Raw genomic sequence first — 14,987 nt, forward strand, 5'->3', positions numbered from 1 at the left:
GGGGGCGGGGACTTGTCGTGGCCTGCGGGATCGCCGGTGCGGGTGCTCGGCGGGCGCCTGTTGTCAGTGGGGGATGCGAGACTTCGGCGGGTGAGCGATTTCCTGGGCGGCGGTCCCTTGCGGGAGCCGCCGCGGACTGTGCCGACACCGCCCGCCGAGCGCTTGGGGCGGTCGGCCGATCCTGGCGTGCCCGGGCCGCGGCGGGAGTTGCGGCAGCGGCTGGCCGAGTTGCGCGGGCCGGCTGTGCCGCATCCGCTGGACGCCCGGGCGCTCGCCGCGCTCGCGGCCAATCCGGGGTGCCGCAGACGGGCGCTGCTGGACGGGGCCGGGGTGGACAAGGGGGCCCTGGCGAGTGCGCTGGGCTCTCCTTCCTCGTATGGGCAGTCGCAGTTCGCGTTCGCCCGGGGCCATGCCTTCGAGGCGCGGGTGAAGGCCGACGGCGGTATGGAGCTGATGCGGCTGCTCGGGGTGGACGAGCCGGGCGGGGTGCGGGTGCCCGAGCTGGCCGCGGCCGGGCCGCAGGGGCGGGCGGCGCGCACCGCGCTGGCGTTGCGGGAGGCCACCGGCGCCGGGACCTGGACGCTGCTGGACCATCCGCTGCTGGCACTGGAGGTGGCCGGTTCGCCCGCCTATCTGGAGCCGGACGCGGTGGTGGTCCACCCGGACGGGCGGTGGACGGTGGTGGAGATCAAGTCCTTCCCGGTGCTGGACGGCTCGGCCGACCCGGCCAAGGTGGGCGCGGCGGCCCGGCAGGCGGCGGTCTACGTGCTGGCGCTGGAGCGGGTCGCGGCGCTGACCGAGGGCGCCGAGGTGGCGCACTCGGTGCTGCTGGTCTGCCCGAGGGACTTCACCAACCAGCCGGCCGGCTCGGTGGTGGACGTGCGCAAGCAGCTGTCGGTGACCCGTCGGCAGCTGGCCCGGCTGACCCGGATCGAGGACATCGCCGCCGCGCTGCCGGAGGGGCTGAGCTTCGATCTGGAGGGGTGCTCGGCGGAGCAGCTGACGGAAGCGGTGGAGGCGGTGCCGCATGCCTATGCGCCGGAGTGCCTGGCCGCCTGCGAGCTGGCCTTCCACTGCCGGGGCCGGTCGCGGGAGGCGGGGGCGGTGGAGACGCTGGGCCGCTCGGTCCGGGGTGAGCTGGGCGGGCTGACCACGGTGGGGGCGGTGCTGGCCGCGGCGCGGGGGGAGGCCGGGGACCCGGCCGATCCGGCGGTGGCGGCGCTGCGGAGGGCGCAGGCGCTGCGGAGGGAGGCGATCACCGGAGCGGTGGCGATCACGGGAGCGGTGGCCGGGGCCGGGGAGGTCGCCGGGGCCGGGGCCGGGGCCGGGGCCGGGGCCGTGGGTACGGAGGGGGCGGCGGTATGTCGCTGATCGGGACGCTGGCCCGGCTGGAGGCGGTGGAGTCGGGGCGGGCGCAGCCGCTGGCGACCGTACGCCACCGGCATCTGTCCGACCGGCCGCTGGTGCTGGTGCCGCTGACCACCGCGGGTGAGGCCGGGGCGCCGCTGGGGGCGCTGGTGGGCACCGATCCGGCCGAGCCGCGGCTGCTGGTGGTGGCGCAGCCGCGCGACCGGGATCTGCGGTTCGCGTTCCTGGCGGACCTGGCCGAGGCGGTGGTGCCGTATCTGGACGGGTACGCCGGGGAGGTCGAGGCGGCCGAGCGGTCGGAGACCGACCCGGAGACCGGCAAGAAGGTGAAGGTGGAGGTCGAGCTGTGCGCGGACGCGCCGCAGCTGATCGTGCCGAGCCGGGCGGGTGTGGAGTACGTACGGCTGCTGGGCCGCTCCACCCGGTTCCGGCGCACCGCCGAGGACGACCCGGACACCCCGTATCCGGCGCCCGCGCGGGTGCCGCTGCTGGGCCGCTGGCTGACGCACTACGGGGAGCGGGCCCGGGTGCCGGGCTCCTCGCTGCTGCTGGCCGCCACCGACCTGCTGAACCGGCACTGGGCGACCGGCCAGTCCTCGCTGGAGGACCAGCATCTGGGCGCCCTGCTGGCCTGGATCGAGGCGGGCGACGGGGAGTCGGGGGCGGAAGCGGCGCTCCGGGCCGAGCTGGGCCGGGACGCGGCCGGTCAGCTGCTCTGCCCGCCGGCCGGTCCGGCCACCGATCCCACGTTCGACAACCGGCTGCTGGCCCCCGCGATCGACCGCTACGACCGGGCCCGGCAGGCGCTGGGCGCGGCGGAGGAGGGCGAGCTGGCCGACGCCCGGCTGGGTGAGCTGCACCGGGCCGAGCGGGAGGTGCGCCGGCTGGTCGCCTCCCAGTTGAAGCCCACCTGGGACGCGGTGTGGCGGTGCCTTGAGCTGCTGCGGGGGCTGCCGGCCGGGTCCCGGGTGGCCGACCGCTGGACGCGGGACCGCTGGTCGTTCACCGGGCACCGGGACCGGGTGCGCTCGGGCGAGCCGCCGCAGCCCCGCCGGGACGACGCGGTGACCTCGGCGCAGAAGCTGGCCGCCCGGGAGACCGCGCAGGCCCAGCTGGAGGCGCAGGAGGCGCTGGACGATCCGCTGGTGCTGGCCGCCCGGCGGCTGGCCGGGGAGGCGTTCACCGCCGAGGTGCTGGACGTGGTGCCGGCGTGGACGGAGTCCAAGCGGCCCTCGCCGCGCCCGCTGCTGACCGTCCGTACCGGGGATGTGCCGCAGCTGGGCGAGGGGGTGAAGGTCTACCGGTCGCTGGACGGCCGTCCGCAGAGCGCCGCGTTCGTGGGGTACGAGCCGGAGGACGGCACCCTGGTGCTGCGGCTGCTGGACCGGATGGGCCGGGCCAAGAACCCGGCGGAGGGCACCGTTCCGGTGAAGGGCGACCGGATCGTCTGGACGCTGTTCGAGCACGACCAGCGGGGCGGGCCCAAGCTGCCCGACCCGGAGGACACCCCCTGGACCCACGGCGGGCCGCCCGGCGAGCCCGGCGCGGAGCGCCCCGACCCGGTCACCCCGGAGGACCTGCTGTGACGACGACCCCGGCCCCCGCGACGGGCGTCTTCGACCCCGGGGCCGCGGCCGCCGAGGCGACCGCCCGGATCCTGCGGGACACCCTGGACGGCACCGCCCGCGGGGTGGTGGTGGACTCCCCGCCCGGCGCGGGCAAGTCCACGCTGGTGGTGCGGGCCGCGCTGGAGCTGGCGGCGGCCGGGCGGCCGCTGATGGTGGTCGCCCAGACCAACGCCCAGGTGGACGACCTGGTGCTGCGGCTGGCCGAGAAGGAGCCGGAGCTGCCGGTGGGCCGGCTGCACAGCAGCGACTCCGACCCGTACGACCGCGCCCTGGATGGCTTGGAGAACGTGCGCAAGTCGGCGAAGGCGGCCGATCTGGCGGGGCTGGACGTGGTGGTGTCCACCGCGGCGAAGTGGGCCCATGTGAAGACGGACGAGCCCTGGCGGCACGCCATCGTGGACGAGGCGTACCAGATGCGCTCGGACGCGCTGCTGGCGGTGGCCGGGCTGTTCGAGCGGGCGCTGTTCGTGGGCGACCCGGGGCAGCTGGACCCGTTCTCGGTGGTGGGCGCCGAGCAGTGGGCGGGGCTCTCCTACGACCCGTCGGCGAGCGCGGTCTCCACCCTGCTGGCGCACAACCCGGAGCTGCCGCAGCACCGGCTGCCGGTCTCCTGGCGGCTGCCCGCCTCGGCGGCGCCGCTGGTGTCGGACGCCTTCTACCCGTACACCCCGTTCCGCAGCGGCACCGGTCCGGGCGACCGGCGGCTCTCCTTCGGCATCGCCTCGGACGGCTCCGGGCCGGACCGGGTGCTGGACGAGGCGGCGGCGTCCGGCTGGGGGCTGCTGGAGCTGCCGCCCCGGCACACCCCGCGTACCGACCCGGAGGCGGTGCACGCGGTGGCGCTGGTGGTGCGCCGGCTGCTCGACCGGGGCGCGGCGGCGGTCTCGGAGCGCTCGCCGGACCCGGTGCCGGTGACGGCGGACCGGATCGCGGTCGGCACCGCCCACCGCGACCAGGCCGCGGCGGTCCGGGCGGCCCTCGCGGCGCTGGGGGTGACCGGGGTGACGGTGGACACCGCCAACCGGCTCCAGGGCCGGGAGTACGACGTCACGGTGGTGCTGCACCCGCTCTCCGGCCGCCCGGACGCCACCGCGTTCCATCTGGAGACGGGCCGGCTGTGTGTGCTGGCCTCCCGCCACCGGCACGCCTGTGTGGTGGTCTGCCGCGCCGGGGTCGCCGAACTGCTGGACGAGCATCCGTCGACGGAGCCGGTCCAGCTCGGGGTCACCCTCAAGTTCCCGGACGGCTGGGAGGCCAACCACGCGGTCCTCTCCCACCTGGCGGAACACCGGGTGGAATGGGGCCCGTGACATCGCCACAGGGCGTACTTGCGCGGGGCGGGAGAATGGAGGGTGGCCCATAGAGGGGGCCCGGGCGAGAGGGAGACATCCGATGGCGGAGACCGAGCGGAGCGAGCGGCGGTTCAAACCCGCGCCACTGCTCTTCGAGCCCGCGGAGGCGGCCTCCGACCCGGAGCACTTCTTCGGTCTGGAGTCCATGGACGACCCGAGGGAGCTGCTGAGCCGTTCGACGGAGCTGGCGCTGGCGTTCCGGGCGGCCACCGACCGGGCGGTGGAGTTCCAGGCGGTCGCGGCGGCCCAGCTGGCCGATCCGCGGCGATTCGACCGGCTGACGGCCGCGGATGTGGCGGCGCGGGCCGGGTGGACCGAGGACTACGCCAAGAAGATGATCGAGTTCGGCCGCGACCTGATCCGCGGCGGGGGCGCCCCCGAGGACGAGTGAGGGGGCCCCTTGCGGGGCGAGGGAGCGGGGGCGGTCCATGTGCGTCCGGGGCGCCCCTGGGGGGGCGGAGGCCGCACGCCGTCCGTGTGCGCCCGGCAGGGCGCACCGGTGCCGTCGGCAGGGCGACCCTGGAGGCCAGGGGGCCGGATGCCGTCCGCGTCTGCCCGGGCGGGGCGCACCGGTGCCGTCGGCAGGGTGATCCTGGGGGCCAGGGGGCCGGATGCCGTCCGCGTCTGCCCGGGCGGGGCGCACCAGTGCCGTCGGCGGGGCGATCCTAGGGGGCCAGGGGGCCGGGTGCGGTCCGCGTCTGCCCGGGCGGGGCGCACCAGTGCCGTCGGCGGGGCGATCCTAGGGGGCCAGGGGGCCGGGTGCGGTCCGCGTCTGCCCGGGCGGGGCGCACCAGTGCCGTCGGCAGGGCGATCCTGGGGGCGGGGCCGTATGCAGTCCGCGTGCGTCTGGCGGGCGCACCCACGCGCGCGCCCGGCGAGTGCGCCTGTGCGGCCCGATCACCCACGCATGCCCGTGCACTCACCTGTACCCGAATACCGGCCGTTCGGCGGCCCCTGTGCCGCAAGGCGCCCGCAGCGGGCCTGTTGGCGCACCTGCCGTCTCGGCGCCGTGTTGGCGCATCCCCGCCCGTTGGGGGCGGCTTCCGCGCTGGTAGTGCCGCGTCCGGTCGCCGCGCCCGCCCCGGCGGCGGTCCGCATGTGACCGAAAACCACTGCTGGCGGCATATGACGGTGGCGAACAATACTCCGGTACGCCCGGTGCTGTCCGGGTTTCCGGGAACTCTCCGGAACCGGATGCGGACGGACGGTAGACGTGGACGCATGAGCGCATGGCTGCCAGATGAACTCGACGGTGCACGGATCCATGGCGACTGGCTCCCCGGGGCCGGGCTCGCTCGCGGCGTGGACGGTGACGGCGGCGGCCGGGGAGGTGGTGGCGGTCCGGCCGGCGGGCAGGCAGACCTCTTCGGGCTGCTCTGCGAGGACGAGCGCGCCCGCACCACGCAGGTGACGGCGGCCGGGGCGGCCTGGCTGACCTCGGCGGCCGCGTACGCGCGCTCCACGCTGGCGCTGTGGGAGTCCCGGCCGGCCGCCCCGGCCGTGCTCTCCTGCGGAACGGTCTTCGACGTGGTGAGCGTGGAGTCGGTGTTCGGGCGGCGGATGCTGGACCGGCTGTGGGCGGACGGCCCCGGGTCCGGCCCGGTCGCCGTGCACCGGGGGCGGCTGATGCTCTTCGCCGCGCCCGGCACCGCCCAGCGGCTGCCCTCGCTGCTGCGCTGGCTGGGCGATCCGCCCACCCGCCCGGACGGGGAGGCCGCGGCCGAGTGGCGGCGGGCGGTGCCGCCCATGCTCTGCCATGGCGCGGGCGACGCCGTCACGGTGCCGCCGCTGGTGCCCGGCGGGGAGGGGGACGCGCCCCGCTGGCTGGTCGCCCCGGACACCCGGCGCCCCTGGCTGCCGGGCCCGGACACCGTGCTGTGGGCGGCCACCCGGGCCGCCCGCGCGGCCGCCTCCCCGGGGGCGCCGGTATCGATTTCACACGCCGCCGACCAGGGTGCTAGTGTCTACGACGTCAGCAGGCGCCGTTAGCTCAGTTGGTTAGAGCAGCTGACTCTTAATCAGCGGGTCCGGGGTTCGAGTCCCTGACGGCGCACAGACGAAGAAGAGGCTCCTCGCGCAAGCGGGGGGCCTCTTCTTGTATGCCGTACGGCGTTCAGAGCACGGTGACGCGGACGTTCCAGCCGCCGGTGGCGCTGCGGTCGGCCACCTCCACCCGGACGTTCTCGCCCGGCACCGTGAAGGTCTCCCCCACCCCCAGCGGCGCGTCCGCCAGCGGCGGGTACACCGAGCGGTGCGGGCAGGCCGAGGTCACCGGGTGGGTGTCCACCACCTCCACTGGGCCGTCGCCGGAGACCGCGTCGGTGCGCACCCGGTAGACCAGCACGCCCTCGGTGCAGGTGTCCCGGTCGTTGCCGGTGGCCTCCCGGGCCTCGATGGCCAGGGCGCTGCGCGGGCCGGTGCGCACCACGGCCAGCCGGGTACCGGGCGAGGTGCCCGGCTGCGGCTGCGCCGCCAGCGGCTCCAGGGTGAGGCGGTCGTCGCCGGTGCCGTCCACACAGCGCACCTGCCGCCGGTCCAGCCAGCCGAGCTTCCACTTGTGCCAGCCGAAGAGCTCGGGGGCGAGCGCGAACTGGCTGCCCATGACGTCCCAGTCACCCACATGGGTGTCCCAGTCGCCCTTGCCGTCCATCGGGCGGCGGTAGAGGTCCGGCAGGTCGAAGACGTGGCCGGTCTCATGGGCCAGGACGTTGCGGTCCGGCGGGTGCCGCTCGAAGACGGTGACCAGGCGGTTGATCCTGGTCCCGTCGGCGCGCAGCGGGCGGTCGAGGTTGACCACCTTGGTGGCGTCGGAGTCCACACCCGGGGCGTCCGGGTCGGCCACCAGGTAGACGATGTCGTACCGGGAGAAGTCCACCCGGGGGTCGGTCACGGCGAGGGCGTCGCGCAGATAGGCGGCCCGGCGGCCGGAGGACCAGTCGCGCCTTATCGCGTACGAGGTGGAGGGGCGCGGCATCCGGATCCACTCGCGCAGGGGGTCCGCGCGCAGGGTGAACCGCCCGTAGGAGGCGCGCCGGAAGAACTCGCCGGTGGCGGGGAAGTGGTCGGCGACCAGCTGGTCCGGGGTGGTCCTCGGCGGGGCGTCGGGGAAGGACAGGAAGAGCATCACCGCGTTCAGGTCCCGGTCCGGCTTCGGGTAGGCGGCGTTCCAGGTGTCCAGGCCGAGGGAGTGGTGGACGTCGGTGCGCGGCAGGGCGCACGGCCCTTCGGCGGAGGCCGCCGCCGAGGGGCCGGCGACCAGTCCGGTCGCGGCGAACGAGAGCAGTGCGAAGACCCCGGCGGCCGTGGAGCGCAACCGGCCGCGGTCCACTCCCCCGGCCGCCGTCCCGGCCACCCCCTCGGCCACTCCCTCGGGTGGCTGACGGCTCTCGCCGTGGACCTCCGGGTGACCCTCCACGTAGACCTCCGGGTACGGGATGCTGGACGTCCCACCACCCTGTGACGGTTTGTCCGCTTACGCCCTGTTCCGGTGCCCCACACGGGTGAGCGACCGTCCAGAGGGACCCACCCGGCACTTCTCACAGACAGTCACATTCGTTCACCGGTGAGCCCGCGCATGGCACACCCGTGCAGAAACGGTCGACCCGGCGTTCGAAGCGCGTCACCCGTATCGCCCACAGGGGTCGCGGGCGGTGGCGGCGCTGGAACCGCCACCGCGAAAACCTCTATGATCGGCACACTTTCCCGGCCGACCCATCCGGACCACATCCGTGCGTCACAACTGCCCTGCGGGAGCGAGCGGTGAACGGAACCCCCGAAGGACCGGCAGCCGCGGCGGGCCCACCGTCCGGTATCACCCATGGGCCTGTGACCGAGCGTGACGAAACCGCGGAGGGGGTGCGGTACGCGGCGGAGACCGCCCGCTACCGCGACGCCCGCGACGCCTCAGCCGCCCGGGTGGCCGGTGCGACCGCCTCCGTCACCGGCATCGCCACCGGTACGTACACCGGCGCCGGACCGACGCCGCCGGTCGCGGGATCCGGCGCACACGGGGCGCCCGACGGCCGCGCGGCCCCCGGCGCGTACGACCTGATGGACCTCGACCCCTGCGAGCTGCTGGACCTCGACCCGGGGGACCCCCGGGAGCCCGGCCCGTACGCCCCCAGGGACACCGGCCCGTACGACTCCCGGGGCCTCGATCCGTACGACTGCCTGGACCTCGATCCGGCGTACCCGGCACGGCATCCCGGCACCTGCGACCCCTCGGCGCCCGGCGCCCATGACCCCTCCCGGCCCGGCGGCCATGGTCCCTCGGTCTCCGGCGGCCATGACGCGCCGACCCCGGCCGCCGCCGGCGGGTACGAGCCGGAGGAACTCGCCGACTACCGGGCCGCCTTCGCCGCGGCGCACCTCGCGATGGCCCTGCTGGACCCGGAGGGGCTGGTGGTGAGCGCCAACGGGGCGCTGGCCGCGGTGCTGGGCAGCGATCCGGTGTCCCTGCGCGACCAGCCCGCGGCCGAGCTGCTGGACCTCGGCTCCGACGCCCGCACCCGGCGCGCCTACCGCGAGGTGCTGCGCGGCGAACGGTCCCGCTTCCGCTGCACCCGGCGGCTCAAGCACCCCGACGGACGCTCGCTCTGGGCGGAGATCACCGTCTCCCCGATGCCCCGCTCCCAGGGCGTACTGCTCTCCCTCACCGACGTCAGCGACCGCCGCCGGCTCCAGGCCCGGCTGCGCCACCTCCAGATGCACGACCCGGTGACCCGGCTGCCCAACCGGACGCTCTTCTTCGAGCGGCTGACCAGCGCGCTCGAACGGTCGGCGTACGAGGGCTACGACGACGGGGGCACCGGCCGGATCGGGCTGTGCTACCTCGACCTGGACGGCTTCAAGGCGATCAACGACACCCTGGGCCACCGGGTCGGCGACCGGCTGCTGGCGGCCGTCGCCTCCCGGCTCAACGAGTGCGCGGACAGCGACGGTTACGCGCGCGGTGGCAACGGCCATCTGGTGGCCCGGCTCGGCGGGGACGAGTTCGCCATCCTGGTGGAGGACTCCACCGGCACCGACCAGCTCGCCGAGCTGGCCGGTGCCGTACTGGCCGCCGTACAGCGGCCGTTCGACCTCGCCGGGCAGCGGCTGTCGGTCTCCGCGTCCATCGGGGTGGTCGAGCGGGCCGCCGCCGGCTCCACCGTGAACGGGCTGATGCAGGCCGCCGACACCACGCTGTACTGGGCCAAGGCCGACGGCAAGGCCCGCTGGACCCTGTTCGACCCCGAGCGCAACGCCCACCGGATGACCCGGCAGGCCCTCTCCTCCACCCTGCGGCCCGCGGTCGACCGGGGCGAGTTCGCGCTGGAGTACCAGCCGCTGGTCGGTCTGGCGGACGGAGCGGTGCACGGGGTGGAGGCGCTGGTGCGCTGGAACCACCCGCAGTTCGGCGCGCTACCGCCGAATCGGTTCATCGGTATCGCCGAGGAGGACGGCTCGATCGTGCAGCTCGGCCGCTGGATCCTGCGTACCGCCTGCCGCCAGGCGAGGGCGTGGCAGCGGGACCATCCGACCGACCGGCCGCTGTTCATGAGCGTCAATGTGGCGGTCCGCCAGGTGTGGGACTCCGACCTGGTCGCGGATGTCGCCGAGATCCTGGAGGAGACCGGGCTGCCGCCGCGGCTGCTGCAACTGGAGCTGACCGAGTCGGACGTGATGGGCTCGGCCGGCCGGCCGTTGCAGGCCCTCCAGGCGCTCAGCGACATGGGGGTGCGGATCGCCATCGACGACTTCGGCACCGGGTACTCCAACCTGGCCTACCTCAGCCGGCTGCCGGTCTCCGGGCTGAAGCTGGACGGCTCCTTCGTACGCGGCTTCCAGGACGAGGAGCACCCCAACCGGGCCGACGAGGTGATCGTGGAGACCCTGGTGGGGCTGGCGCACCGGCTCGGACTGACCGTCACCGCGGAGTGCGTGGAGACCGCGGGGCAGGCGGCGCGGCTGCGCCGGATCGGCTGCGACACCGGCCAGGGCTGGCTGTACTCGCGGGCGGTGGCCCCGGATCGGATCGCCGCGCTGATCGGCGCGGCGGCGAGCTGAGGCCCGTACGGCGTCCCCTGATGCGAGTCGCCCGCCCGGCCCGGGGGTGAGGAGCCGGGCGGGGCGGGCGGGTCAGCGGGCCGCCGGGGTGGCGGCCGGTGGGGTGGCGGTCGGTGGGGTCAGGTCAGCAGGCGCCGAGGTCCTGCCAGACCCCCCAGTCGCCGGTGGTGCCGGGCTCCTCACCCTTCGTCCACCACTTGGCCTTCCAGGTACGGCCCTTGTGGGAGACCTGGGTGCCGCCGGTGTACTCGGTGGCCGGCTTCCAGGCCGCCGCCGCGCAGCCGGTCGGCTGGGTGGAGGTGGGGGTCGGCGTGGGAGTCGGGGTGGGGGTGGGAGTCGGGGTGGGGGTAGGAGTGGGGGTCGGGGTCGGGTCGGGGGTGGTGCCGAGGGCGGCCACGATCTCGTTGAGCAGGGTGGTGCGGTCGTCCAGCCCGATCAGCGAGTACATCATCGCGCCGGCCAGACCGCGGCTGCGCCCGTACTCCGCGCGGGCCTGGATCGCCCGCTTGTCCAGGCCGGTGAAGAACTCCCCGTCCTTGTGGAAGTACGCGGCCTTCGCCTCGTCGTCCCAGAAGGTGGTGGCCGGGTTGTCGACGATGCCGCCGAGCTCCTTGTAGTGCGCGATACCGGCCTGCTGGCTCAGCGGGCGGGCGGCGGAGCCGCCGGTCGCGGGCTGGCCGAGGCCGTTCCTCGCCCCGGCCGGGACGCCCTTCCAGCCGCGGTAGTAGAACTCGTAGCCCAGGGTCAGCTTGTTGGCGGGGAAGCCGCCGGTGACACCGTAGGCGGGGTTGCCGTCGAGGTAGGCGTCGATGGCGTTGTCCACCGAGTACTTCTGGGTGCCGGGCTTGACGGGGTCGGTCGGGTCGGAGGCCGGCGAGTACAGCGGGGACTGGTGGTACGCGGGCCCGTCGCCGTCCCAGGCGCCGTGCATGTCGTACGTCATGATGTTCGCGTAGTCGAGGTACGCGCCGATCTTGTCGGTCTCGATGTGCTTGATCTTGTCCTGGCCGGCCGGCAGAGCGGCGGTGAGCAGGTACTTCTTGCCGCCGTTGGCCGCGCCGTAGGCGTCGAGCTGCTTGCGGAACTCGGCGAGCAGCAGGGTGAAGTTCTGCTTGTCCTCGGGGCCGTAGTGGTTGCCGAGGTGGCCGTCGGGCGAGCCCGGGTACTCCCAGTCGACGTCGATGCCGTCGAAGATGCCGGCGGCGGTGCCGGGGCCGCCGAAGCCGCCCTCCACCGGCAGGTCGCCCTGGATGTACTGCTTGACGCAGGAGGAGACCAGCTTCTTGCGGCCGGCGTCGGTCTTGGCCGCGTCGTGGAAGTACTTGGAGTAGGTCCAGCCGCCCAGTGAGATGTTGATCTTCAGCTTGGGGTACTTGGCCTTCAGTTCCTTGAACTGGTTGAAGACGCCGGTGATCGGCTGGTCCCACTTGTCGGCGACGCCGTCCACGCTGTCGGCCGCGCTGAAGGAGCGCTGGTAGTCGGCGTAGGAATCGCCCGCGCCGTCACCGGCGTTGGGGTTGGCGTCGTCGCCGGCGGCCTTGTTGGCCATGAAGCAGGTGAGGTCGGTGGGGTGGATGTTGCCGAACGAGTAGTTGATGACGTCCAGTTTGCCGGCGATGCCCCGGGTGTCGAGGTGCTTGGGGTAGAAGGCGTTGCCGTAGATGCTCCACTGGTCGTAGTAGGCGATCTTCACCCCGCCGGAGGCGGGCGCGGCGGCGGCCCCGGCCTGCTGGGCGGACTGCGCGGAGGCGGTACCGGCTCCGGCGAAACCGGCCAGCGCGCCGGCGGCGAGCGCGGCGCCGGTCAGCGCGGCGATGAGGGGTCTGCGGTGGTGCACGTACGGCCTCCGGGGGCGGGGGTGTTCAAGGCGGGGGGACCGGGGGGGACGGGAAGTGCGGTCCGGTGGAGGAAGATTGCCGCCGGGTGAACGGGCCGTCAATGGTCCGAACCAAATGAGGACTAGACCATTCGGGCAGGGAAACGCCTTGTCAGAAGCGTGGGGAGGTAAAGAAGAACCGCCTGCCACCATCGGTGACAAGCGGTTTAAGGTTCACTTAGGGATCTTGTGCATCCGTTCCCGAGCGGGAACCACATCCTCTCAAATCGCGGCTGCTCAGTCGGCGTCCGGCAGCCCGTAGGCGTCCGCGATCAGCGCGTAGCTGCGCAGCTTGGCCTCCGTCCCGTGCACGTTCGAGGTGATCATCAACTCGTCGGCGCCGGTGCGCTTCCGGAGGTCGTCCAGCCCGGCCCGTACCTCTCCGGGGGTCCCGTACACCACGTTGGCGAGCCAGCCGTCGACGAAGTCGCGCTCGACGTCGCTGAAGGGGTACGCCTCGGCGTCCTCGGGGGTGGGGACCAGACCGGGGCGGCCGGTGCGCAGCCGGATCATGGAGAGCGCCCCGGTCAGCACCTCCCGGCGGGCCTCCCGCTCGTCCTCCGAGGCGAAGGCGGAGACCCCGATCAGCGCGTACGGGGTGTCCAGCAGCGCGGACGGACGGAAGGACTCCCGGTACAGGTCCAGCGCGGGGATGGTGTTGCGGGCCGAGAAGTGGTGGGCGAAGGCGAACGGCAGCCCCAGCTCGCCGGCCAGTTGGGCGCTGAACCCGGAGGAGCCGAGCAGCCAGACCGGGGGCCGGCCGTTCGGTCCCTGCACCGGTCCGGGCACGGCGTGGATACGGGAGTAGGGGTGCCCGTCCGGGAAGTCGTCGTCCAGGAAGCGGACCAGCTCGGCGAGTTGCTGCGGAAAGTCCTCCGCACCCTCGCGCAGCCGGTCGGTGCGGCGCAGGGCGGCGGCGGTGGCGCCGTCGGTGCCGGGGGCGCGGCCGAGGCCCAGGTCGACGCGGCCGGGGGCCATCGCCTCCAGGGTGCCGAACTGCTCGGCGATGACCAGCGGGGCGTGGTTGGGCAGCATCACGCCGCCCGAGCCGAGCCGGATGCGCCGGGTGTGGGCGGCCAGATGGGCCAGGATCACCGCCGGGGAGGAGGAGGCGACCCCGGGCATGGAGTGGTGCTCGGCGACCCAGTGGCGGTGGAACCCCCGCCGCTCGGCCAGCCGGGCGAGCGCGACGCTGGTCTCCAGGGCCCGGGTGGCGGTGGACCCGCTGCCCACGGTGACCAGGTCGAGCACCGACAAGGGCACGGGCGCGGAGCCCCGTACGGCGCCCCGGATGCCGCCTGGGCCCCGCGCCTCTTCTCGCCGGTCTCGCCCTTCTCGCCTGGTGTCGTCGTCGGTCACCGGTGTGGCCCTCCTGCGCGGAAATCTCGTACCGGGGAGATAACAGGAGGGTGTCTCCGGTTATTCCCGGGTTACTCCCGGGGGCGGGTGGGTGCCGGGGGGCGGGTGCCGGGGGGCGGGTGCCGCGCCGGTGGGCGCCGGGGGGGTGCCGCGGCGGTGGGCGCCGGGGGCGGAGAGCCGGACGGGCCCCTCCATGGCGGAGGGGCCCGTCACCCCGTGCTTCGACCGCCAGTCGTGGCGGCCCGCGTCAGTCCTGGCAGGCTCCGTCGGTCGCGACGGCCCGCGCCAGTCGCGGCGGCCCGCGCCAGTCCTGGCAGGCTCCGCCAGCCGTGGCGGCCCACGTCAGTCGCGGCGGACTCCGCCAGTCCCGGCGCGGCACGCGTCAGTCGCGGCGGGCGAACAGTGCGCCGAGTTCGTCGGACCAGGCGCCGTGGCGTTCGGCGAGGCGGAGGCCCTCCCAGACGGTGACCTGGTTGGCGGTGAGCACGGGTTTGCCGACGGCGGACTCCAGGGCCGGCAGATGGCCGACGGTGCGCAGGGCGGTGCAGGGGACCAGGACGGCCCGGGCTTCCGGGTGGTCGGCGGCCCGGACCAGTTCGAGCAGGCGGTCGCCGTCCCAGCGGGCGGCCTCCGCGGCGGTGGCGACACCGGCCGCCCGGGTGGCGAGCACCTCCAGGCCGGCCTCTTGGAGGAAGGCGCCGAACCGGTCGGCGGCCTCCTGCGGGTAGATCGCGGCCACCGCCACCGACTTGGCGCCCACGGCGCGGGCGGCGTGGGCGAACCCGACGGCGGTGCTGGAGGCGGGCAGTCCGGCGGCCAGCGCGAGCGAGCGGACCTGCTCCTGGGCGCCCTCCCAGCCGGCGCCGAACGCGCCCCGGGTGCTCGCCCACACCACCGCCTCGGCACCGGAGAGCCGTAGCTCCTCCATCCCGTCCGCGAGCCGGCCGGTGGTGCCGGCCTCCACCGCCCCGGCCACGCCGCCGGCCGGCAGCCGGGCCGGGGTCTCCTCGGCGTCCGTGTGGACGACCGACACCCGGACGCCGGTGAGCAGCGTCTCCATCCGGGGGTAGTCGTCCTCGGCGGCATGCCCGGGATAGAGCAGTCCGACCGTCGTCATGTCACACCCTCCTGACCTTGGGGCCGCGCCCTGGGGGCGACCACCCCCATGGTGACCGGGCGGGGCGGGCCGCCGGGCGCCCGTCCGGTGACGGTTGCCCAGGGTTCCCCCGGATAGTCCTGTGCACGCGCCGGGCGACCGCCGGGCACCGGGGGCGGAGAAGGGCGGAAAGAGGGGCGAAGGGGGCGCGGTTCGGGGGGCGAGGACACGGTCCGGTATCGGTGGGCCGCCCGGTGGGC

The 14,987-nt window shown here is 74.8% G+C and carries 10 protein-coding genes and 1 tRNA gene; 7 read left to right on the forward strand and 4 right to left on the reverse strand.

Annotation, left to right across the window (positions count from 1 at the left end):
• Positions 1-162: 162 nt before the first annotated feature.
• The 6 genes from M1O15_RS04050 to M1O15_RS04075 all read left to right on the forward strand — a co-directional run bounded on the left by M1O15_RS04050 (position 163) and on the right by M1O15_RS04075 (position 6,401).
• Positions 163-1,371 (forward strand): hypothetical protein, encoded by a 1,209-nt coding sequence (locus tag M1O15_RS04050; protein WP_372499347.1) that lies wholly within the window; start codon positions 163-165, stop codon positions 1,369-1,371.
• Positions 1,362-2,954: a hypothetical protein gene (locus M1O15_RS04055; protein WP_248631780.1), complete on the forward strand. Its 1,593-nt coding sequence runs from the start codon at positions 1,362-1,364 to the stop codon at positions 2,952-2,954. Before M1O15_RS04050 ends, M1O15_RS04055 begins: the two co-directional genes overlap by 10 nt.
• Positions 2,951-4,306, forward strand: a complete 1,356-nt coding sequence (locus tag M1O15_RS04060; RefSeq protein ID WP_248631781.1) for an AAA domain-containing protein — start codon at positions 2,951-2,953, stop codon at positions 4,304-4,306. Before M1O15_RS04055 ends, M1O15_RS04060 begins: the two co-directional genes overlap by 4 nt.
• A gap of 82 nt (positions 4,307-4,388) precedes the next feature.
• On the forward strand, positions 4,389-4,739 hold the full coding sequence (locus M1O15_RS04065; RefSeq protein ID WP_248631782.1) for a DUF8844 domain-containing protein: 351 nt from the start codon (positions 4,389-4,391) through the stop codon (positions 4,737-4,739).
• Positions 4,740-5,569: 830 nt separating this feature from the next.
• The gene (locus M1O15_RS04070; RefSeq protein WP_248631783.1) at positions 5,570-6,337 is read left to right on the forward strand and encodes a bifunctional DNA primase/polymerase; all 768 of its coding nucleotides are present in this window, start codon (positions 5,570-5,572) and stop codon (positions 6,335-6,337) included.
• Positions 6,328-6,401 (forward strand) — tRNA-Lys (locus tag M1O15_RS04075). Before M1O15_RS04070 ends, M1O15_RS04075 begins: the two co-directional genes overlap by 10 nt.
• A gap of 60 nt (positions 6,402-6,461) precedes the next feature.
• On the opposite strand, the gene M1O15_RS04080 is transcribed toward M1O15_RS04075, so the two are convergent.
• Positions 6,462-7,700 carry a M6 family metalloprotease domain-containing protein gene (locus M1O15_RS04080; protein ID WP_372499348.1) on the reverse strand — a complete coding sequence of 413 codons (1,239 nt, stop codon included), beginning with the start codon at positions 7,698-7,700 and terminating at the stop codon, positions 6,462-6,464.
• Positions 7,701-8,722: 1,022 nt separating this feature from the next.
• Between M1O15_RS04080 and M1O15_RS04085 the strand changes: the two genes are divergently transcribed.
• Positions 8,723-10,396 carry a putative bifunctional diguanylate cyclase/phosphodiesterase gene (locus M1O15_RS04085; RefSeq protein ID WP_248631988.1) on the forward strand — a complete coding sequence of 558 codons (1,674 nt, stop codon included), beginning with the start codon at positions 8,723-8,725 and terminating at the stop codon, positions 10,394-10,396.
• Positions 10,397-10,520: 124 nt separating this feature from the next.
• On the opposite strand, the gene M1O15_RS04090 is transcribed toward M1O15_RS04085, so the two are convergent.
• The 3 genes from M1O15_RS04090 to M1O15_RS04100 form a co-directional block, all read right to left on the reverse strand.
• Positions 10,521-12,233, reverse strand: a complete 1,713-nt coding sequence (locus tag M1O15_RS04090) for a glycosyl hydrolase family 18 protein (protein WP_248631784.1) — start codon at positions 12,231-12,233, stop codon at positions 10,521-10,523.
• 276 nt (positions 12,234-12,509) lie between these two features.
• Complete coding sequence (locus tag M1O15_RS04095) at positions 12,510-13,631, reverse strand: LLM class flavin-dependent oxidoreductase (RefSeq protein WP_372499342.1); 1,122 nt, start codon at positions 13,629-13,631, stop codon at positions 12,510-12,512.
• A gap of 382 nt (positions 13,632-14,013) precedes the next feature.
• On the reverse strand, positions 14,014-14,748 hold the full coding sequence (locus M1O15_RS04100; RefSeq protein ID WP_248631785.1) for a maleate cis-trans isomerase family protein: 735 nt from the start codon (positions 14,746-14,748) through the stop codon (positions 14,014-14,016).
• Positions 14,749-14,987 lie beyond the last annotated feature (239 nt).

Source organism: Streptomyces lichenis, from assembly GCF_023218175.1.
GTDB classification, from domain to species: Bacteria; Actinomycetota; Actinomycetes; order Streptomycetales; family Streptomycetaceae; genus Streptomyces; species Streptomyces lichenis.

Excerpts from the sequence above, each read along its gene's own strand:
- M1O15_RS04055 (WP_248631780.1), top strand. The coding sequence starts at position 1,362 with ATGTCGCTGATCGGGACGCTGGCCCGGCTGGAGGCGGTGGAGTCGGGG.
- M1O15_RS04100 (WP_248631785.1), bottom strand. The coding sequence starts at position 14,748 with ATGACGACGGTCGGACTGCTCTATCCCGGGCATGCCGCCGAGGACGAC.
- M1O15_RS04070 (WP_248631783.1), top strand. The coding sequence starts at position 5,570 with ATGAGCGCATGGCTGCCAGATGAACTCGACGGTGCACGGATCCATGGC.
- M1O15_RS04085 (WP_248631988.1), top strand. The coding sequence starts at position 8,723 with ATGGCCCTGCTGGACCCGGAGGGGCTGGTGGTGAGCGCCAACGGGGCG.
- M1O15_RS04065 (WP_248631782.1), top strand. The coding sequence starts at position 4,389 with ATGGCGGAGACCGAGCGGAGCGAGCGGCGGTTCAAACCCGCGCCACTG.